This is a genomic window from Gordonia sp. OPL2 (genome assembly GCF_003797825.1).
Classification (GTDB): domain Bacteria; phylum Actinomycetota; class Actinomycetes; order Mycobacteriales; family Mycobacteriaceae; genus Gordonia.
The window spans coordinates 16783-35314 of record NZ_RKME01000013.1; the positions used below are offsets into that span (position 1 = coordinate 16783).

Below are 18532 nucleotides of genomic sequence, written 5' to 3' on the forward strand. Positions count from 1 at the left end.
GCAAGCGTTGTCGATGTGTCATCCCCGACGGGCGCGCGCGATCCGTGTGCCCTACGTTGCAACGGTGCAGGTATCACCGTCGTCTGGCTCGCGCCCGTTCACGCGTCGCGCGCTTCTTCGTCGGGCCGCGCTCGGGACGGTCGCCATGTGCACGACCGCGGCCTGTGGGTCGATATCGGATCAGACCACTGCCGCACCTGCCGTCGAGAGTGCCTGGGGCGCCTTCATCCCGTCTGTCCTGCCGGCCGCCGGATCGACCCGCTCACTGATCCGGCAGCTGACCGGGCTGGCGGGCACACCTCCTGAGTACCTGCACCGCTTCGCGGCGATCGGCGACTCCGCACCCATCGCCGAGTTCGACGCGATCGCCGACGCCGGTGCCACCGCGCTGCTCACTCTCGAACCATGGATCGCGGGAGCCGGGATCGACCAGCCGTCACACTCCCTCGCCCGGATCGCGGCCGGCGCGTTCGACGCCGACCTCCACCGCTGGGGCGCTGAACTCGGAGCGTGGGGCCGACCCGTATTGCTCCGCTTCGCGCAGGAGATGAACGGCACCTGGTACCCGTGGTCGATCGGCGTCAACGGCAACACAGCCGCCGACTACCGTGCCACCTGGAAGCGCATGCGCGCGGGCATCCGGTCGGCCGGCGCCGCCAACGTCGAGTTCGTCTGGGCACCCAATGTCGTCACCGAGGGCACCACCGCGTTCGTCGACGCGTACCCCGGCGCCGACCAGGTGGATCGGGTGGCGTTGGACGGATACAACTGGGGCGCCGCACCCGGCCACCACTGGCAGTCGCCGGCCGACCTCTTCTCCGCCAGCCTTGCAACGCTGCGCGACCTCGACAGCACACACCCCATCCTGATCACCGAGGTCGCGAGCGCCGACGGCCCGAGTCCGGAGGACAAGGCCGGGTGGATTCGCGACTTCCTCACCATCGTCGACGCCGAACCCCGGCTCGAGGGATTCCTGTGGTTCCAGACCGACAAGGAACGCGACTGGAGATTCAATTCCACGCAGGTGTCGTTGGCGGCGTTCCGGGACGGTGTGGTCGGTCGGTGACTCATGCTTGAGTGAATCACCGCACCGATCATCTCATCGAAAGGCGACCGGAGTCATGACACGCGTACGGGCAGCGGCGATCGGCTTTCTCGCCGTCGTCGGACTTCTGATTGCCGGCTGCAACGAGACCGGGACACCCGTCGGGTCGCCATCGACAGTCACTGTCAAGGTCACCGCACCTGCCTCGTCGTCGGCAGCATCGGAGTGCGCGACCCCGCCGGCCATCCTCTCGGGTGGAGTGTTCGCGGAGGTCAACAGCGACTCGTTTGCGCATGTGGACAGGAGCCCTGTCGCGATGAACTACAACCCGTGCGGCAAGGGTCTGTCGTATGCGGTGGTGTCCGGCGACAACGGCACCCGTGAGGCCCCGGCCGGGACCGGCGCATCCGCATTCGAGTCACTGGTCGTTTTCGTGGATGGTCGACCCACACCCGCGATCCCGGCGCTGCTCATGCACAAGATCACCGTGACCTCGGCGAACGCGAATGAGATCGTCGCCGTCTACGACGCACGCCACAACGGGACCTATGCGCCCGAAGAGACGACGGTGACGATCCGTCACGACGGAGTGAACGTGACCAGCAGCCCATCCCTCACGGACTCCTACGGAGACCGCCGGGCGTCGATTGACGTCGCCGCGGCATCTGGGCGAACCTCCGAGGCGGTGGCCGGTCCCCGCGGCGACGGCTCGTCGTACACGCTGCGACCCGCAAGCGATTTCCTCAGCGCGAGTTCTGGCGCACCGTATTCGTTCGCGTCGCCATCCCGCGGGATCAACTGTTTCGTCGGGACCGCGAATCTGGTGTGCGAAACACGTCAGCCGGTCGTCATCTCCGAGGCTCAGACGTGTGGCATCCCCGGGTATCAGCCGTACGAGACCTCTCGAGCCAAATTGTTCGGATGGCTGGACTACGACAAGCCGGCCTGCGGCACCCTCCTCCAAGGTCAGCGTCGTGACGCCGGAACGGTCCTCGATTACGGCCAGGCCGTCAGCTTCCAGCCACGACCGGACCTGACGATCATCTGCTACTCGCGACAGGCGGGCGTCGTCTGCGAGAACCCCGAGGGCTACGGCTTCTCGCTCGCACGAGAAGGATTCGACTTCTATCGCGTGTGAGCAATCCAGTGAAGCCACCACGCGGTCGACCGAACAGATGAACGCCGTCGGAGTGGGACCGGTCGCTCATGCCGAGGACCTCCGCATTCCCTGTGGTGGAGGCGCGTGAAGCGTGTGCGCCCGCAGATTTCTGTCGATATCAACACCTCGATGTGAGAAACTCGACAAAGAATCCATCATCAGAAAGTCAGGTCAGATCGGTTTCGGGTCGGGGAGCTCAAACAATTTAGTGTCGAGAACGAAATGTTTCATCGGATCTGTTGATTCCTTTGCGTGGCAAACGAATCGACGGTCGGACGTTCATCTCGAACATCTCCCGGAGGAATGAAGTCATGACCACCCGAATCCGCGCCATCTCCATCGGCTTCGCACTCAGTGCGGCTGCGGCACTGTTCGCAGCACCGATCGCTTCGGCCGCTCCTGCTGTCGCAGTGGCGCCCACCCCGGCCGCCACCATCAAAGTGCCCGACATCCCGGTCCCGCTCCTGCCCGTACCCCTGCTTCCGGTCCCGCTGGTGCCTGTACCGGTGGTCCCGATCTTCCCGATTCCCGACGCCCCGAAGACCGTCTGCATCACGGTCGCCTGTGTTCCGGTCGACTAGGTTCGGTCCGGACCGTCCCCGTACGTGTCCTCCGGGATCTCTCCGGGCCGGTAATCGGGCAGCCGTGTGGCAGGCACGATGGCGATGGCACTCAACGCCGCCAGCAGCAGCAGCCCGTATTTGAGCGTGCGTAGACGGACGTCCTCGTTGATCCGGACCGCCTCGTCGACCTGGCTGGGTGTCGCATCCGTGCTGTCGAGAACCTTCCGGAGTTCGTCGTTGCTGACGAAGTTGACGTTGTCGAGGTTCACCTGTGACACCAGGGAATCCGGGAGTCGTGGGTTGTCGACAACCGCTTGTCCGACACCGATGCTCAGCAGCGTGACGAGCAGCGCGCCCATGACTGCCGTACCGACCGCCGACGCCAGGTTCTGCGTGGTGCCGCGCACGGACCCGACATCACCGGCGAGCTTCTTCGGCGCGGACGTCACCAGCACGTTGAAGACGAGGGTGACGAGCGCGCCCTGTCCGATACCGAAGACGATCAGCCCGACGATCGTCGGCAGCGTCTCCCAGTTGTTCGACACCACGTACGCCAGCCAGACCAGGGCGCCGGTGGTGAGCACGAACGAGAACACCCCGATCGTGCGTGGGGTGAAGCGTCGATAGACGCGGACCACCAACGTCGCGGTGATGAACACGGTCAGGTTGAACGGCATCATCGCCAGCGCGGTGTCGAACGGTGTCCGTCCCTGCACGATCTGGATATACAGCGGCACAGTGAAGTTCAGGGCCGCTTCCATCGCGACCACGATGAACATCGCATACACCGCGGACCGTTCGCGTGAGCTCCGCAGGACCGACAGGTCCACGAGCGGGACCTTGCCGGCTGCCATCCGCCGTCGCGTCCACATGAAGAACGCCTGCACCAACACCACGCCGATGACGATCAACGCCGGTGCCGGGGACACACCGAGAATGTCGAACGGCGCGCCGTCGTCCGCGTAGAAGACGCCCCAGTTGTTGAGATTGTTGAAGCCCAGGGTGAGCGACATGATCCCGACGCCGATCAGAACGGCGGCGACGCCGTCGATGGTGATGTCGGGGTCGCCGGGCACGGGTTTGAGCGAGAAGCTGAAGGCCAAGATCAGGACCGCCAGCGCCAACACGATGCCGAACACCGGACGCCACCCGACCAGGGTGCCCAGCGCGCCGCCGATGAAGAAGGCGCTCGCCCCCGACACCGCCCGCGCCGAGCCGAGCGAGCCGATCGCCGTCGCCTGCTGGTCGCCGTGATAGTTCGCCGCGATCAACGCGACCAGCGACGGCACGATGATGGCAGCGGCAGCACCGGCGAGCGCCTGCCCCGCGATCGCCCATCCGACCGCGGGCGAGACGATCATGAGGATCGCCGAGCAGGCGAACACGCCGACGACCAACCGGAAGATCAACAGCCATCCGACGCGTTGGCCGAGTTTGGCACCCAACATCACCAGCGCGGCGACCACCAAGCCGTAGACCACGATGGTGGTACTGGCGACCGTCGGTGCGACGTCGAAGTCATCGACCATTCCACCCAACGACACCGGCAGTGCAGCGACGTTGAACGACATCATCACCTGGGCGAGGAACAGGCCGATCATCGGCATCCAGGAGGAGCGTTCGGCCGGGACTGTCTCCGAGACTGGGGTGGTCACAGACGAAACTCCTTCTCGATCATGGGTGGGCCGGGTCCCGACGGGGCGAGTCATCACCCGTGAGCGCCAGTCCCCCGCCCGGTCCTCGGAGTGTACGACCCCCGATCTCGGTCAGCCGGTGGCCTCGCCGAGCCGATCGGGTCGACAAGCCGCCACAGCAGGCGGTGACCACAGAGTCGACATCAATTCTGCGAAATCGGACAGATGATGCAAGAATGACCGTGTCAACAATCGGCTGTCCAGAATGCCGCGGCCGAGTCGTTGACCACAGTCGGGTGAATTCTACTGCAGGCGTTGCAATTCGATGTCCTGACGATTCCTCGGAGAAATCCAACAAATGTTGCGACAAATAGAGCGCCTCTGGTGTTGTTCCGCGTCACGCGAAAAGCGCTCTCGATATTCACAAGGAGCTCGGACGATGACCACCAGAATCCGCACCCTATCGATCATCGCGGCGATCGGCGCAGCCGCCATCGCCGCCTCCATGGCACCGACCGCGTCGGCGGCACCGGCGGACGTGACCGCGACGTCGTCGGTGTCGGGCAGCGTGATCACCCTGACCGTGAAGAACACCGCCGCCAAGCGGATCGGCTGCGAGATCTTCGGCGTCCCCGCCGACGCGAAGCCGTCCGCCGACCAGGTGACGTTCGGCTACCAGACTCCCGAAGAGCTCAGTGCCCTGATCGTGCCCGGGAGTACGAAGACTCTCGAGATGCGGCTGTCCGAGGGCACGCCACCTCGCCCCACCGGCCCGACCACGATCCCTGACGGCAGCTACGACGTCTACTGGGGCTGCGGGACCATCTCCCTACCTCCGGGCGACCCGGCCGCCGAAGAGTACTGGGGCACCAACCCTCCGCTCGGCAACAAGCCGGCGACCGCAACGGCGCCGCTGCGCGTGAACGTCCCGGGTGACACCGGCACCGAACCGTCGACCCCGGCACCTGCACCCACGACGCCCGGCGGCCCGAAGACGATCTGCATCGCGAACTTCTGTCTGCCGTTGCCGTGATCGCTCCGGACGACATGATCTCGGAGGTCACGCCTCGCTCAGCATGATCTGACCGCCCCGATGTCCGATCATCATCGTCGCAGCATTGGGGTTTCCTGACGGCACAGTGGGCATAACCGACGCGTCGACGACTCTGAGATTCTCTGTGTCCCGAACGCATAGTGCGGAATCGACAACCGCGTCATCGTCCGTACCCATCCGGCACGTACCGGCAGCGTGAGCGATGCTCAACTCGTGACGCCTCAGCCATGCTGATGATGCCTCGCCGTCTTCGCTCGGCACCGCACCGTCTGCCATGGAGTCGATGACCAATTCCGCCATGGCGGGAAGCGCCGTCAGGTCGCAGGCGAGTCGGGCGCCTTCGACGAGCCGATGTCGATCCGTGTCCAGACCCAGTCTCACGAATTCGACTCGCGGAGAGCCGTTGTACAGTCGCACCCTTCCACGGGCCTCGGGACGGAGGAGAACAGTGAAGATCGTGAATCCGTCGGCCCGCGGTGTCGTCGTGCGACCGGTGGCCCTGTCGATGGAGTAGTGCATCGGACACACGGCGATCTGGAACTCGTCGGTGAAGAGTTGAGACTGGAACGGAGCAACGGCCAGGGGTCCGGTCCCATGCATGACGAATCGTTCGATTGCTCGCAGAATGTCCAATGGCCCGAGGGTATTCACGGTGGCCACCCTCGATGTCCACGTCTGCGCTGCCACCAGATGATCTTGCAGATTCTCGCCGACTCCCGGGACGTCCACGACTTCTCCACCGGGTCCCACCCCGGACCGCATCAGCAGAGCCGGCGTTCCGATGGCCCCTGCACAGAGCACAACCGTTTCCCGAGCACGAAATACACGATCACCGCACTGGACGCCGACCGCCCGGCGCCCCTCGAAAAGGACTCGCTCAACTCGGGTTCTCGTGAACAGCCGCGGTCGCTGGCGACGCGGTAGAGCGCGGAGGTATCCACGGGCCGACGAACTCCGCAATCCGCGTCGCTGATTGACCTGGGTTCGTGCGACGCCCAGTTGCGATTGCCCGTTCTGATCCAGGTTGTGCGCGTGCCCGGCCTCGACAGCAGCTTCGATGAAGGCGTCGTCCAACTCGTGGTGATAACCGCACCACGACACAGCAATGGGACCGTCGGCGCCGCGGTAGTCGTCGGCGCCGCCCGTCCAGGACTCGATCGCTTTGAAGTGCGGCAGGACGTCATCGAACGACCATCCATCGCATCCGGCGTCTCGCCATCCATCGAAGTCAGAACGCCTGCCTCGGACGTACACCATCGCGTTTATGGAGCCACTGCCGCCGACGATACGGCCACTCGAGAACGTATCGCCGGTCGTGGCGGCGGAACCATCCGGCGCACACTGGTACTTCCAGTTGGCAGTCGCATGCAGGCTCTTGATCCCCACCGGCGGTAGGACGTCGGGCCTACGCTCGGTGCCCCCGGCTTCGATGAGGACCACGCTCGCTCCGGCCGAGGACAATTGCGACGCCACTATCGAACCGGCGGAACCTGCGCCAACTACCACGTAGTCGGCAACGTCAGAGGTCATTCGATGATCCGCCTCATCCGAAGTCCCCAGCTGTTTGACCGGCGCGGTGTCCTCGGCCCGCCAACAGTGCGCACCATGCGTGCGTGACACGTCCGTGGACCGGCCCGACTGCCGCTGAGTTTACCCTCCTCGCAGCATCCGATTGTCGATCATTCGAACGGTTTTCAGCACATGTTGAGACGCCGCGCGCTTGGAAGTTCAAGCCAGTGCACGCGGCGCCTCCACGTCCACGTTGCCAGTGATCGCCCACGCGAAAGGGGGGAGTTCGCGCGTAAGCGCCCCGAACATTTCACCGACACCGCCCCGACGGACGTATCGCCACAGTAACAAACCTTTCAGTACGGCGCTATGCGACCGGTGGGAAAACATCGGTGGCGCAACGTATTCCAACCTCTGTTGAGAACAGATTGCTCGGTCAGCATCGGTTACACGCCCCGGTCGCGTTCGCACATCCCGCGATCACACGATCACCGAGACCCGGAGATCGCCTGCTCCAGGGTCTTCACGAGAACCGGCGCCGGATCGACGTCGACGCGGACGAACGCCACATGCCCACTGAGGGCAGGGTCGTCGAGATCGACGATTCGGTACGGCAACTGATCGCCTCGTCGTCGTACCCATGCGCGCGGGACGATGCTTGCCCAGCCTCCCCTCGCGACGAACGCGAGCAGCGTCGAGATCGCGTCGGCCTCGAGTCGCGGTGTGATCGTCACACCGTGGGATGCCGCCGCCTCATCGATCCGATCACGCCCACGCATGCCCTTGTGTAGCAGGCACATCGGAAGATCGGTGATCTCGGACCAGCTCATCGTCTCCACTCTGCCGGGGACGAGACCGTCGCCGACGACGAGGACGTGATCCTCGTCGTACAACGGGCGCCACACCAGTCCGCTCGTGTCGACGCCATGGGTGTACAGGATTCCGGCGTCGAGTTCGAACCGGCGCAGCCGTTCGACGATGTCGTCGGAACGCAGTGCTGATTCGATCCGCAACCGGACGAGTGGGTGCGCATCGCAGAAGGGGCCGACGACGCCCGCGACAACCGTGGTGGCCGCCGGGATCACTCCGAGCCGCAGTTCACCGGTGAGGCCGGTGTGCAAGGTCGCGACCTCGTGCTCGAGGGAGTCACGTTCGGCCAGGATCCGTCGTGCGCCCAGCACGAGCCGTTCACCTTCCGGCGTCAGGCCCTCGAAACTCGAGCCGCGCCGAACGAGCGGCACCCCGAGCTCGCGCTCGAGCTTGCGGATCGCCTCCGAGAGCGCCGGCTGCGACACGTAACACGCGGCGGCGGCGCGTGCGAAGTGCTGCTCACGAGCCAGCGCCACGAAGTACTCGAGCTGACGGAACTGCATCCACCTGTTCTACCACCCGCGATAGGCGACTCCTATCGGTCGAGCGGCGCATTGTCTTGGACGCGACAACCCAGCGTCGGGGACCGTGGTCGAGCAGCGTCGGTACGCCGCGGACTGCGCGACGCCCACCGACGGACGGAGATCGACCGTGAGGTCACAAGCGGTACGGCCGGGTCTACGACCCGACGGACATGACCACCGCCATGCCCTGCGCGTGGCGGCAGGCCTGGCGATTCCGGGCACGGTCTTGCTCATCGCCGGTCGACCGGAGCTGATGGTCTACGCGGCATTCGGCTCGTTCGCGGGCATGTACGGTCGCACCGACACCGGCGCGACCCGGCTCCGACAACAACTCGAGGCCGCATGCCTGCTGACCGCCGGTGTCGCCGTCGGCGTGCTGCTGTCGGCGTGGGCCGTTCCCGGCTGGGTCCTCGTCGGGGTCGGATCGGCGTTCGCGGCTCTCGGCTCCTTGCTGGCCGATCGCCTCCGGCTCCGACCCGTGGGGCCGTTCTTCTTCCTCTTCGCACTCGGGGCCACGGCCACGGTGCCGCCGTCGCTCGTCGAACCTGCCATTGCGATCGGCATCTGTGCGGCGACCGCCGCACTGGCCGTCGCGATCGGACGCATCGGTGTGCCGCGTGAGGGCCCCTCCGACGAGGTCCGTCGGCTGCCACCTCGGGCGCGCGTGCATGCGATCCGCTATGCGGTTGCAGTCGGCACCGCCGGTGCGCTGGGTATGGCGTTCGGGTTCGATCACGCGAACTGGGCGATGGCGGCCGCGGCCGTGCCACTCGGCGCGATGGACGTCGGCCGACCGTCCGAAGGTGAGGTGCGGCTGGTGCTGGTCCGCGCGATTCACCGCGTCGTCGGCACGGGTGCGGGTCTGGTCGTCACCGCAGCGCTGCTCGCGGTGGGCCCGGGCCCGTCCGCACTGGCTGCGTTGATGATGGCACTGCTCTTCCCCACCGAGTTGTTCATGACGCGGCACTACGCAGTGGCCATCGGCTTCTTCACCCCGCTGATCATGTTGATGACCGAACTCGCCGAACCCTCGGACCCGGCCGCGCTGCTCACCACCCGCGGTTGGGACACGCTCATCGGTGTGGTGACGGGTGTCATCGTGGTGGTGGCGATTCGCGGTCGCCGGCGATCGCCGTCAGCGAACTCCGCCACCGTCGGCGGGCTATCGGCCTGAACCCCTGACCCAGGTGCCACCACAGCGCGACGCCGTGTCGACAGTCCCCTCGACTTCGCGCTGATGTGTCATCTGGGTCAACGACTCCCGACGACTCCTTACTCGGACGAGATCATTCGCAGGCCACACCGTCACCGTCACGGTCGAGCGCGCTGCGATAGCCCGGTTGACCCTGATACAGCGGCGCCGCGCCGGCAGCCCTCGCCGCCGAGCAGTTCTTGTAGTGGGCACCGGCGCCATTGTCCTGCGGCGGGACATACATCGGCGTCTGGGTCGTCGGCGGGCGGGTAGCGGTGGGTGCGGGCGTCGTGGGCACGGGAGTGGCTGTCCTCGTGGCGGTTTCCGTCGGTTCCGACGTCGCCACCGGCGTCGCTCCGCACCCGCTGAGGATGCGGGCCATCGCGTCCTTCTCGGCCTGCGTCACCCAGAGTCGGTACACCGCCTTGACGTCGATCTGGCGGGACACGTACACGCACCGATACGACTTGTTCGACGGCAACCAGGTGGCCGCGTCGCCGTCGCCCTTCTGCTGGTTGGCGCCCCCGTCGGTGGCCTGCAGGTTGCGTGGATCGTTGGCGAAGTCGCGGCGCTCGATCGCGCTGAGCTGCTGCGCCCCTTTCTGCCAGGCATCCGACAGTGCGACGACATGGTCGATCTGCACCGCCGACGACGTCGAGGCCCCACGCCGAAACGCGATGGTGGTATCGGTGTACGGGTCCTGCAGGGTGCCGGTCAGCACCGCGCAGCCGTGGGAGCCGGGCTTCAATGTGAGCGATGTGAGGTCGCGGCGCAGGATGTCGTTGCGGGTGTCGCAGCCGTTGTGCCCTCCGGCGACGGTGACGTCGTCGGTCCAGGTCTGGCCGAACTGATCACGCGAGTAGCCGGTCTTCGGCGCGCGGCCCTTCACGGCGAGCGTCTGGAGTTTGGCCAGCGCGCTGTCGGCGGCCGTCGCCGTCAGTGTGTCTGGACCTCGGGACACCTGCTGCATCGTCGGCTCGAGCGTCGCAGTCGCCGACGTGGAGGCGACGGGCGTTGCCGGCGTGGTCGTCGAGGCGGTTCCGGTGGGGACGGACTGAGGCTCTCCACCGGAGACCGCTCCGATCGCCACAAGGCCGGCAATGATGGCGACACCCACACCCACCGCCGTCCAACTACCGCGAGAGATCTTCCTGTTCGACCGCGCACTCACTTCGTCATCCTTGCTTCATCGTCACATCGCCCACGGGTTATCGCCCGAGGTTGCCCTGATGTTACGTGACCGGAACAATCTTCCACTTCTATGCACCAACAAATGTTGTGACACAACAATTGTTGAGAAATACGTGTAGCGCTACACAGCACGATAGCTCTTACTTAACATGTTGTGCGCGTGTGTTTTACGCGCTCCGAATCGATACTCGAGAAGCGGCCCATAATGGTGCAGGCAGACTTGGTCACAATTCGGAAATGTCGATTCGAAAAATGCACAGGAAGACGCAACAATAGATCCCATGAAAGTGAGGCCAGCACACCCACCACGTCATCTGACCCGCCGCGACCTCCTCCGCATCACCGCTCTCGGCGCTGCAGGTCTCACCCTGGCGGCGTGTTCTTCCGACGCCACGAGCGGTGCCGTGCAGCCCCGAACCTGGGGCGCCTACATCCCCACAGTGCTGCCACCCGAGGGGACGGCCGCCTCCCCGATCAAGCAACTCGCAGCGCTGGCGGACGTCCATCCGCGATACCTCCACCGGTATGCCGCAATCGGCGACCCCGCCCCGATCCCCGAGTTCGACGCCATCGTCGCCGCCGGGTCGACTCCCCTGCTGACCGTCGAGCCGTGGATAGCCGACCGGGGCCCGAATCAACCCGACTACGCGTTACAACGCATTGCCGCCGGCGACTTCGACCGCGAATTGCGCCGTTGGGGTGCGGATCTCACGGCGTGGGGCAAACCGGTGCTGTTCCGGTTCGCCCCGAAGATGAACACCGCGGCCTACCCCTGGTCACTCGGAGTCAATGGCAACACAGCCCGCGACTACCGCGGGGCCTGGTCGCGGATGCGGACGGTCGTCAGCACCGAGAGCGGCGGGAACATCCGATTCGTCTGGGCGCCTACCGTGCTGACCGCCGAGACGAAACCGTTCTCCGAGGCCTATCCCGATGCCAACGAGGTCGACTACGTCGCGCTCGACGGCTACAACTGGGGTGACGCCGACGGCCACCGGTGGACGTCGGCCGCGGATCTCTTCGGCACGAGTCTGGCCGTGTTACGTGAACTCGACGGCGAACACCCGATGCTGATCACGGAGGTGGCCTGCGCGACCGCGCCTCAACTCGGCGTGAAGGCCAACTGGATTCGCGACTTCTTCACACTCATCGACGGTGAGCCCCGCCTCGAGGCGTTCCTCTGGTATCAGGCCGACACGCAACGAGATTGGCGCTTCAACTCGACGTCGGCGAGCATCGACGCCTTCCGTTCCTCCTTGATGGCGATGAGTTCGCCGAAGTAATGCCCACCGCGGGTGTCACCGGTCCCAGTCCACCTGGTCGGCCATCTCCAGGAGTCGTCGACGACGGGCCTCCCCTGTCGCCCCGATCCAGGCGATGAGCCCGTGGACATGTGCGCGGAAGTCGGGATGGTCGTCGACGTTCTGCGAGGATGCGCCGTAGTGAATCGCGTTGTGCAGCAGAGCCCGGAGGTTGTCGACGTCCGCGCGGGCGACCCGTGGCCGGTCGTTGACGACCAGACCCGCGAGGCGCTGCTGCTGGTGGCGGTGCATGATCCGCACCTTGCCCGGATGAACGGTGAACCCTTCGGCCCGGACCACTCGCAGGGTCGTCCACAATGCGCGGTCGGCGTTCATCTCGTCTCCCGAGAGGGCGAGGTCGTCGCCGTAGCGGGTGTAGCGCAGTCCGTTGTGCTGCGCGTATCCGGTGAGGCGTCTGTCGAGCGAGCGCATCACCAGATTCGCCAGGTGCGGTGAGGTCGGGGCACCTTGGGGAAGGTGGCGTTCACGCAGGAGTGCGGCATGGCCTGCCTCGATATCATGCAGCTCGTCGACAGGTGTTGCCGTGGTGCACAGTTCAGCGAGGACGCGCGCGATGTGTTGCGGGTAGCCCGCCTCCCGGAACACCCCACGCACCCGCCGCACGCTGATCGACTCGAAGCAGTGCCGCAGATCGACGCGCAGAACAACCGGGCGATCCGTGTGCGGCCATGCAAACGCTGCGGCCGACGACCCGCGCACGAATCCGCGCGCGGCAGGGTGTGCCGGTATCTGTTCGACCAGCCGGCGGAGCAGGCGTCGCTGGGTCTCCCGCATCCGCGGTTTGGGTGCTTCGATCACCCGCACACCCTCGCGCTTGGCGCGGCGCCAGATCCGATAGTGCCGCAACGGTGGTCGAGCCTGCCGAAGCCAACCGCCGCGATCGGCGAACCATTCGAGTTCCGGCACTGTGAAATCGAGCCAGTGCGCCAGCTGTTCGACGTCGTAGAGATCGGGAAGGCCGTCGATCACCGTTCCGGTCGACGTCGGCTCCTGCAGACTGATCTGCGGACGAACCGTCGGTGCGGGTGCAGTCCACGGAGTGAGCGCGTCGGTCAGTGCGGCTGCGGGATGTCGCGGCTCCTGCGGTGACAGTTCGAACAGCCGGACCGAGACGTCGTCGGCAATACTCGACGGCAGGACCGCATGCACCGCCTCCAGCACCTCCGGCCAGGTCCAGGCGGCATAGGTTCGGGAGAACGCGGCCGCGACTTCTGCAATCTCGTCGGCCGACAACGAGGGCGTCATCGTCGGCGACAACGTCGGAGCACGGCGGGAAGGTGATGAACGACGGGCGTGGCGACCAGAACGGTGGTGTCGCGGCGCCGGGTGGCACGTGCAGCGTGCGCGCCGGCGTCGGACGCAGGAACCAACTGTGAACTGCACCCAGGGGTTACCCCTGAGACGGATCGAAACGATCCACTCTCACCTCTCCCGTCGTTCATCACTGCCATGCTGCCATTTCGATCCGACATACCGCGTCGATCGGCCGTACATATTCGGTGTCGCAGGGACCCCCTGGCCCCATACTCTGAGGCTCATGGCAAGCCGAGGGACGGTGCAGGTGTGGCATCAGGACGACGGATGGGGCGTCATCGATTCCGATGCGACGCCGGGTGGCGCGTACGTCGATCATTGGTCGGTTCGCGTGGAAGCAGTCGTCGCCGCCGCCGACCATCCCAGCGTGCGGCCGATGGGGTTACGCCCGGGGACCGACGTCGAGTTCGAGTGGTCGACCGCCGATCCTCCCGTCCAGGGGTGCAGTCACATCGCGAATGTCGTGTGGCCGGCCGGTGAGGATGCGCCTCCGCGACCGCGTGGCGCCTTCTCGACTGCACTGTGGCACAGCGTCGGCGATCCGGATTCGGACGGCCTCACGACGATGCGTGAGGCCACCCTGGACGAGTTCGATGTCCCTGCTCCGGATCGGCCCCCACTACCGACCGCAGTTGGGACAGTGCGGTTCTGGCGCGGCGAAGACGGCTGGGGTGTGCTCGACTCCGACGCCACGCCGGGTGGCGCGTGGACGCATTTCAGCGAGGTCGTCGGAGAGGGCTTCCGCACCCTGACGCCGGGCCAGGCTGTCGAATTCGAGTACGAGGGCGCGGATCAGGACGGGTACGACTTCCGCGCCCTCAACGTCTCTGGCCGGTGACGTGAGCACCGCCGCCGCTTCACGGATCGACCTGAGGATCTTCTGGTTCCTGGTAGCCGCCGCAGGCATCGGGCTGAGCGTTTGGGTCGGCGTCGACAGCGCAGCCCAGGTCACCGACTGCGAGGTCGTGATGCCCAGTCACGGCATCACGACCTGGGAGCAGTGCTGGTCGCCGGTCCACGAGGTGTTCGGCATCTGGCCTGTCGTCGGAATGGCCGCGCTGTGTGCAAGCCCGGCGGCGCTCGCCTCGATCATGCTGCGCAACTGGGTGTCGTGGTCGGTCGTTGTTGCGTATGCGGCGCTCACCGTCGTCGGAATCGTCACGCACTCTCCGGTGCTACGGTCGCTGGTCCTCGCCATGCCACTCGCCGTCATCGCCCTGATCATCGCGACAGTCCAGCATCGCCACAGCTGAGCACCCACAAGACCAAAGGCGGACAACACACTTGCGCTCGACGGCATGAAGTGTCACCCTTGAACACTATGACTACCGGAAAGGCGGACACCGCCACCATCGCGTGAGCGTCCTGCCGTTCCATCATCCGACTCATGATCGAGTCGCCCCTCATCATCAGCCAGGCGGCCTGTCTGCCATCAGAGCCGAATGGCTCGACCACGGACTCTGCACCCGAAGATCAGACCGATCATCTGCGGAAACTGCTGTGGCACAGCTGTATCGACTGTCCGGTTACCGAGAGCCAGAGTTCATCTGGGTTGGATCGCCACCCGCCGGGACAACGTTCATCGTCGAGTCAAACCTTCTGAGCAGCCGAAGCAGGAATCACGCCGGGGTGTCGTCACAGATCGCTGGGCGGATCGCTGACGCACGTCGAAGCCTGACCACGCCCGCCCACAGCAACTCCGTCACTCGGTACGCGGCCGCCGATCAGGCTCGAGCCACTCGGTTGATGTCGCCCGATGACGCACTCGCATCGCGGATTGATCTCGACATCGTCATCCGTTCGGCTGTCCATGATTCATTGCGGCAGAGTCTGTTCGACGGGATAGCCCCCGTGATACGCAAGATGACCACCGGCATGCCCGGCGTCGTCACCTGGTACGGGCAGCATGAGGCGCACCGAGTTGCCCTCTGGGACGCTCTTCGGCGATGCGGCCGCGCATGGCAGGCACCGGCAGACACAGAGATCTTCGAGATCCAAGCAGCCCTGGTGCGATCCACGGGATGGTGGTGGCCTTTCGACGACGTGTGCGTGATGTCCGAGCGTCCGTCCGCGGTGTACACCGAACCCGCGCCGGGCGGGTTTCACGACGAGCGTCGGTTGCACCATCCAGATCGGCCCGCGATCGAGTTCCGCGACGGCCAAAAGGTATACGCGGTGCACGGCACGATTGTCCCGGACTGGGTGATCCACGATCCCACCCCGGAACGGATTGCGCGCGAACGCAGCATCGAGGTACGTCGTACCGCCATCGAGCGGATCGGTTGGGACACCTACATCGGGCAAGCGGGGCTGACACTGATCGACCAATCCGACGACCCGGGAAACGACGGGTGTGTGCTCCAGCTCTACCAACTCTCGTCAGAATGGGGAAGCAACGCCCAAATCCTTCTCGCCACCAACGGATCTTGCGAACGGGACGGACATCGACGACGGTACGGGCTGCAGATACCCGACTGGATACCGACCGCGACAGACGCCGCCGCGTGGACCTACGGGCTACGAGGTTCCGATTACTCCCGGATGGTTCGACGCACATGACGCTCACTCCCCTCCCGCCCCAACAACCCACGGTGATCCCATGAACACAATCGCAACCCTGTCCGACCTCACCCAACTCTCCGGCATCGATGTCCTCGACCACCTCGATCAGTCCGTCTCGATCCCAGTGATCACCGGCCTACAAGCACAGGGCGATCTACTCGTCGTCCCGTTCGCCCTGGTCGCTCACCAGCTCCGCACGACGTCCTGGACCACGACCGTCGCCGTCGGCGCGTCGGGTGTAGAACTACTGCGCAGCGCCGCCGGCGGTAATCCGCACAGCCTCGTCGCCGACGAAGGGATGTGCACGTGGTCGACACGGGTGAACGACGATACCGCCCTCGCGATCGGCATCCTCGACACCTCGACGACCGCCTACCTGATACATCCCGAACACGGAGCCACCGGCGTCGCGCCCGGACGTTATGTGATCAGGCGCCAACGGGAGGGCCGCGGCACTCGCCTGACACATGCGCCATACACGCCCTTGACCACTCACTACATCGCGGACTGACAGACGGCGAATCAGCGACGACGGCCGCACCGAGACAGGGCAACAGTCCGCGTCATGCGCAGACTGTTGCCCTGTGTCGAGATGGCGGGTCAGGCGGCCTCGGACGGGAACGTCGCCTCGATCGCATTCCAGATCAGCTGGGCCAGCGGCGTCGCGACGACCGCCGGGATACCCTGTGCCTGAAGGAAAGCCGACAACAGCGGAACCGTCACGGTCTCCCAGTTGAAGTTGTCGAAGAAATCGTCGACGGCGTCGCCGATGAGGTCCGACGACCCGGTGGCAGACCCACTGGAGGACCCGCTCGACGAGCCGGCCGAGCCGGTGGACTCCTCGTCGGCGGCCGGTGTGTAGCGGACGGCCGCGAGGACCGCCGACTTCAGGTGCGCCAGATCCGTCGCGGTGGGCGTCTGCGGATGGTCACCGAGAATCCATGCGGCGGACGCGGCTCCTTGCGCGTCACCGGCTGCCGACGCCCTGGTCGACACCTGTGCCCAATCGACGGCGCCCTGTGGAATGGTCACCTGTGCCGATGCCCCGGGTTGCGGTGCAGCGGGTTGCGCGAAAGCCGGTGCTGTCGCGAACCCGGTGATGCCGATGGCCCCGGCGAGGGCGATCCCGGCCATGCGTGTACGAGCGTTCTTCATGTCAATCTCCCCGAAAGATTGTGCGTACGAACGATGTATCGAGCCGTCTGAGTCAGACGTCTCGAAAGTTACCAGCCGCCGACCGGTTCGACTACCTGAAGATTGTTTCGGATCAGTGGGGTGGATCACGCCCGCTCGGCAGCCGGAGCCACGCCGGGGCACAGCGCAGTGGGACCTTCGGAGTGAGCCCCCTCAGGTATCGGCGGCGATACTGGACGGATGCGATCCGTCGACCCCTTCCATGCGCTGGTGCTCATGGCGTTGCTCTTCACATGTGGTGCGTGGTGTCTGGCGCGACCGGGGCGGTGGTCCGCGGCCGTGCTGATCGCGGTGTCCGGGATGTGGATCGTGTGGAACGGCCCGCTCGAGGGCCGGACGCTGGTCGTGTTGAGTGAGCGGCACGGGATCACCGAGTCGGATCTGCTGTCGGTCGCCGGTGTCGCCATCGCGGTGTTCGCGCTGTGGCGGACCGAGACCGCCGGCGGGCGCCGGTGGTCGCGGCGCCGTCGTCGCCGTGACTGAGCGACGTGGAAAGATCGACACGTGGCAACCCCGAAGGAGTGGATCCAAGGCGCGCGTCCGCGCACGCTGCCCAACGCGATCGCGCCGGTGATCGTCGGCGTCGGCGCCGTGCGGGAACTGGGCGACGTCGTCTGGTGGAAGGCCGCGCTCGCCCTGGTGGTGGCGGTGGCCTTCATCATCGGCGTCAACTTCGCCAACGACTACTCCGACGGTGTCCGCGGCACCGACGACGACCGCGTGGGTCCGATGCGTCTCGTCGGCTCCGGCGCGGCCTCGCCGTCCGCGGTCAAACGTGCAGCGTTCGCGTGCTTCGCGGTCGGTGCGGTGTGCGGACTGGTCCTCGCGATCACGACGGCGTGGTGGTTGGTCGCCGTAGGCGCCATCTGCATCGCGGGCGCCTGGTTCTACACCGGCGGCAACAAACCGTACGGCTACATCGGCCTCGGCGAGATCGCCGTATTCGTCTTCTTCGGGCTGGTCGCCGTGCTCGGTACGCAGTTCGTCGTCGGCGGTTCGGTCGACGGGACGGGACTGTTGTGCGCGGTCGCCGTCGGCAGCATCTCGTCGGCGGTGCTGGTCGTCAACAACCTGCGCGACATCCCGAGCGACACCGAATCGGGCAAGATCACCCTCGCGGTTCGTCTCGGCGACAAACGAACTCGGATCTTCTTCGCCGCGCTTCTCGTCGTCCCGCTGATCGTGAGCATCGCGCTGGCGCCGGTGACCCCGTGGGCGCTGCTGGGCCTGCTCGCCGCTCCCCTGGTGTGGGTTGCGCTGAAGCCCGTTCGTGGCGGTGCGCTCGGACCGGGCCTCATCCCGTCGCTCGGTGCAACCGGTCAGGCGATGCTGGCGTGGGCGGTGCTGACCGCGGTGGGTCTGTTCATCTGACGCCGGCTGTGATCTGGAGTACTCCGGA

At 65.8% G+C, this 18532-nt stretch carries 18 protein-coding genes; 12 read left to right on the plus strand and 6 right to left on the minus strand.

Annotated features, from left to right (window positions below; translation table 11 throughout):
• Positions 1–145: 145 nt before the first annotated feature.
• The 3 genes from EEB19_RS14055 (at position 146) to EEB19_RS14065 (ending at position 2785) form a co-directional block, all read left to right on the plus strand.
• Positions 146–1066, plus strand: coding sequence for a glycoside hydrolase family 26 protein (locus tag EEB19_RS14055; RefSeq protein WP_187587243.1), 921 nt, complete (start codon positions 146–148; stop codon positions 1064–1066).
• Between the two features lie 55 nt (positions 1067–1121).
• Entirely contained in the window at positions 1122–2183 is a 1062-nt protein-coding gene (locus EEB19_RS14060) for a hypothetical protein (protein ID WP_187587245.1), read from the plus strand.
• Between the two features lie 332 nt (positions 2184–2515).
• Positions 2516–2785: a hypothetical protein gene (locus EEB19_RS14065; RefSeq protein WP_187587247.1), complete on the plus strand. Its 270-nt coding sequence runs from the start codon at positions 2516–2518 to the stop codon at positions 2783–2785.
• Here the strand turns inward: EEB19_RS14065 and EEB19_RS14070 are convergent.
• The gene (locus EEB19_RS14070) at positions 2782–4422 is read right to left on the minus strand and encodes an MFS transporter (RefSeq protein WP_262365661.1); all 1641 of its coding nucleotides are present in this window, start codon (positions 4420–4422) and stop codon (positions 2782–2784) included. The genes EEB19_RS14065 and EEB19_RS14070 overlap by 4 nt on opposite strands.
• A gap of 418 nt (positions 4423–4840) precedes the next feature.
• Between EEB19_RS14070 and EEB19_RS14075 the strand changes: the two genes are divergently transcribed.
• A complete protein-coding gene (locus EEB19_RS14075; protein ID WP_187587249.1) occupies positions 4841–5434 on the plus strand; it encodes a hypothetical protein in 594 nt (197 codons plus the stop codon).
• A gap of 27 nt (positions 5435–5461) precedes the next feature.
• On the opposite strand, the gene EEB19_RS14080 is transcribed toward EEB19_RS14075, so the two are convergent.
• Both EEB19_RS14080 and EEB19_RS14085 read right to left on the minus strand, forming a co-directional pair.
• Positions 5462–6985 (minus strand): GMC family oxidoreductase, encoded by a 1524-nt coding sequence (locus EEB19_RS14080; RefSeq protein WP_187587251.1) that lies wholly within the window; start codon positions 6983–6985, stop codon positions 5462–5464.
• Between the two features lie 467 nt (positions 6986–7452).
• Positions 7453–8337 carry a LysR family transcriptional regulator gene (locus EEB19_RS14085; RefSeq protein WP_187587253.1) on the minus strand — a complete coding sequence of 295 codons (885 nt, stop codon included), beginning with the start codon at positions 8335–8337 and terminating at the stop codon, positions 7453–7455.
• 148 nt (positions 8338–8485) lie between these two features.
• Here EEB19_RS14085 and EEB19_RS14090 point away from each other — a divergent pair, with 148 nt between their 5' ends.
• Positions 8486–9532 carry an FUSC family protein gene (locus EEB19_RS14090; RefSeq protein ID WP_187587255.1) on the plus strand — a complete coding sequence of 349 codons (1047 nt, stop codon included), beginning with the start codon at positions 8486–8488 and terminating at the stop codon, positions 9530–9532.
• 112 nt (positions 9533–9644) lie between these two features.
• On the opposite strand, the gene EEB19_RS14095 is transcribed toward EEB19_RS14090, so the two are convergent.
• Positions 9645–10721, minus strand: a complete 1077-nt coding sequence (locus tag EEB19_RS14095) for a DUF1524 domain-containing protein (protein ID WP_262365662.1) — start codon at positions 10719–10721, stop codon at positions 9645–9647.
• A gap of 301 nt (positions 10722–11022) precedes the next feature.
• Here EEB19_RS14095 and EEB19_RS14100 point away from each other — a divergent pair, with 301 nt between their 5' ends.
• Entirely contained in the window at positions 11023–12024 is a 1002-nt protein-coding gene (locus EEB19_RS14100; protein WP_187587256.1) for a glycoside hydrolase family 26 protein, read from the plus strand.
• 15 nt (positions 12025–12039) lie between these two features.
• On the opposite strand, the gene EEB19_RS14105 is transcribed toward EEB19_RS14100, so the two are convergent.
• Entirely contained in the window at positions 12040–13308 is a 1269-nt protein-coding gene (locus tag EEB19_RS14105; RefSeq protein ID WP_187587258.1) for a reverse transcriptase family protein, read from the minus strand.
• 292 nt (positions 13309–13600) lie between these two features.
• Here EEB19_RS14105 and EEB19_RS14110 point away from each other — a divergent pair, with 292 nt between their 5' ends.
• From EEB19_RS14110 to EEB19_RS14125, 4 genes are all read left to right on the plus strand, one after another.
• Entirely contained in the window at positions 13601–14215 is a 615-nt protein-coding gene (locus tag EEB19_RS14110) for a cold-shock protein (protein ID WP_187587260.1), read from the plus strand.
• A gap of 1 nt (position 14216) precedes the next feature.
• The gene (locus EEB19_RS14115; RefSeq protein ID WP_187587262.1) at positions 14217–14630 is read left to right on the plus strand and encodes a hypothetical protein; all 414 of its coding nucleotides are present in this window, start codon (positions 14217–14219) and stop codon (positions 14628–14630) included.
• Positions 14631–15123: 493 nt separating this feature from the next.
• Positions 15124–15936: a DUF6745 domain-containing protein gene (locus EEB19_RS14120; protein ID WP_187587264.1), complete on the plus strand. Its 813-nt coding sequence runs from the start codon at positions 15124–15126 to the stop codon at positions 15934–15936.
• A 40-nt stretch (positions 15937–15976) separates the two neighbouring features.
• Positions 15977–16450 (plus strand): hypothetical protein, encoded by a 474-nt coding sequence (locus tag EEB19_RS14125; protein ID WP_187587266.1) that lies wholly within the window; start codon positions 15977–15979, stop codon positions 16448–16450.
• Positions 16451–16539: 89 nt separating this feature from the next.
• On the opposite strand, the gene EEB19_RS14130 is transcribed toward EEB19_RS14125, so the two are convergent.
• The gene (locus EEB19_RS14130; protein ID WP_187587268.1) at positions 16540–17094 is read right to left on the minus strand and encodes a hypothetical protein; all 555 of its coding nucleotides are present in this window, start codon (positions 17092–17094) and stop codon (positions 16540–16542) included.
• A 219-nt stretch (positions 17095–17313) separates the two neighbouring features.
• Here EEB19_RS14130 and EEB19_RS14135 point away from each other — a divergent pair, with 219 nt between their 5' ends.
• Together EEB19_RS14135 and EEB19_RS14140 are read left to right on the plus strand one after the other, a co-directional pair.
• A complete protein-coding gene (locus EEB19_RS14135; protein WP_187587270.1) occupies positions 17314–17616 on the plus strand; it encodes a hypothetical protein in 303 nt (100 codons plus the stop codon).
• A 21-nt stretch (positions 17617–17637) separates the two neighbouring features.
• Entirely contained in the window at positions 17638–18504 is an 867-nt protein-coding gene (locus EEB19_RS14140) for a 1,4-dihydroxy-2-naphthoate polyprenyltransferase (RefSeq protein WP_187587272.1), read from the plus strand.
• The last annotated feature ends 28 nt before the right edge of the window (positions 18505–18532 follow it).

Bases quoted from the DNA above. Each gene is read 5' to 3' on its own strand.
- EEB19_RS14055 (WP_187587243.1), top strand. From the start codon at position 146: ATGTGCACGACCGCGGCCTGTGGGTCGATATCGGATCAGACCACTGCC.
- EEB19_RS14060 (WP_187587245.1), top strand. From the start codon at position 1,122: ATGACACGCGTACGGGCAGCGGCGATCGGCTTTCTCGCCGTCGTCGGA.
- EEB19_RS14065 (WP_187587247.1), top strand. From the start codon at position 2,516: ATGACCACCCGAATCCGCGCCATCTCCATCGGCTTCGCACTCAGTGCG.
- EEB19_RS14075 (WP_187587249.1), top strand. From the start codon at position 4,841: ATGACCACCAGAATCCGCACCCTATCGATCATCGCGGCGATCGGCGCA.
- EEB19_RS14080 (WP_187587251.1), bottom strand. From the start codon at position 6,985: ATGACCTCTGACGTTGCCGACTACGTGGTAGTTGGCGCAGGTTCCGCC.
- EEB19_RS14085 (WP_187587253.1), bottom strand. From the start codon at position 8,337: ATGCAGTTCCGTCAGCTCGAGTACTTCGTGGCGCTGGCTCGTGAGCAG.
- EEB19_RS14100 (WP_187587256.1), top strand. From the start codon at position 11,023: ATGAAAGTGAGGCCAGCACACCCACCACGTCATCTGACCCGCCGCGAC.
- EEB19_RS14105 (WP_187587258.1), bottom strand. From the start codon at position 13,308: ATGACGCCCTCGTTGTCGGCCGACGAGATTGCAGAAGTCGCGGCCGCG.
- EEB19_RS14110 (WP_187587260.1), top strand. From the start codon at position 13,601: ATGGCAAGCCGAGGGACGGTGCAGGTGTGGCATCAGGACGACGGATGG.
- EEB19_RS14120 (WP_187587264.1), top strand. From the start codon at position 15,124: ATGTCGCCCGATGACGCACTCGCATCGCGGATTGATCTCGACATCGTC.
- EEB19_RS14125 (WP_187587266.1), top strand. From the start codon at position 15,977: ATGAACACAATCGCAACCCTGTCCGACCTCACCCAACTCTCCGGCATC.
- EEB19_RS14130 (WP_187587268.1), bottom strand. From the start codon at position 17,094: ATGAAGAACGCTCGTACACGCATGGCCGGGATCGCCCTCGCCGGGGCC.
- EEB19_RS14135 (WP_187587270.1), top strand. From the start codon at position 17,314: ATGCGATCCGTCGACCCCTTCCATGCGCTGGTGCTCATGGCGTTGCTC.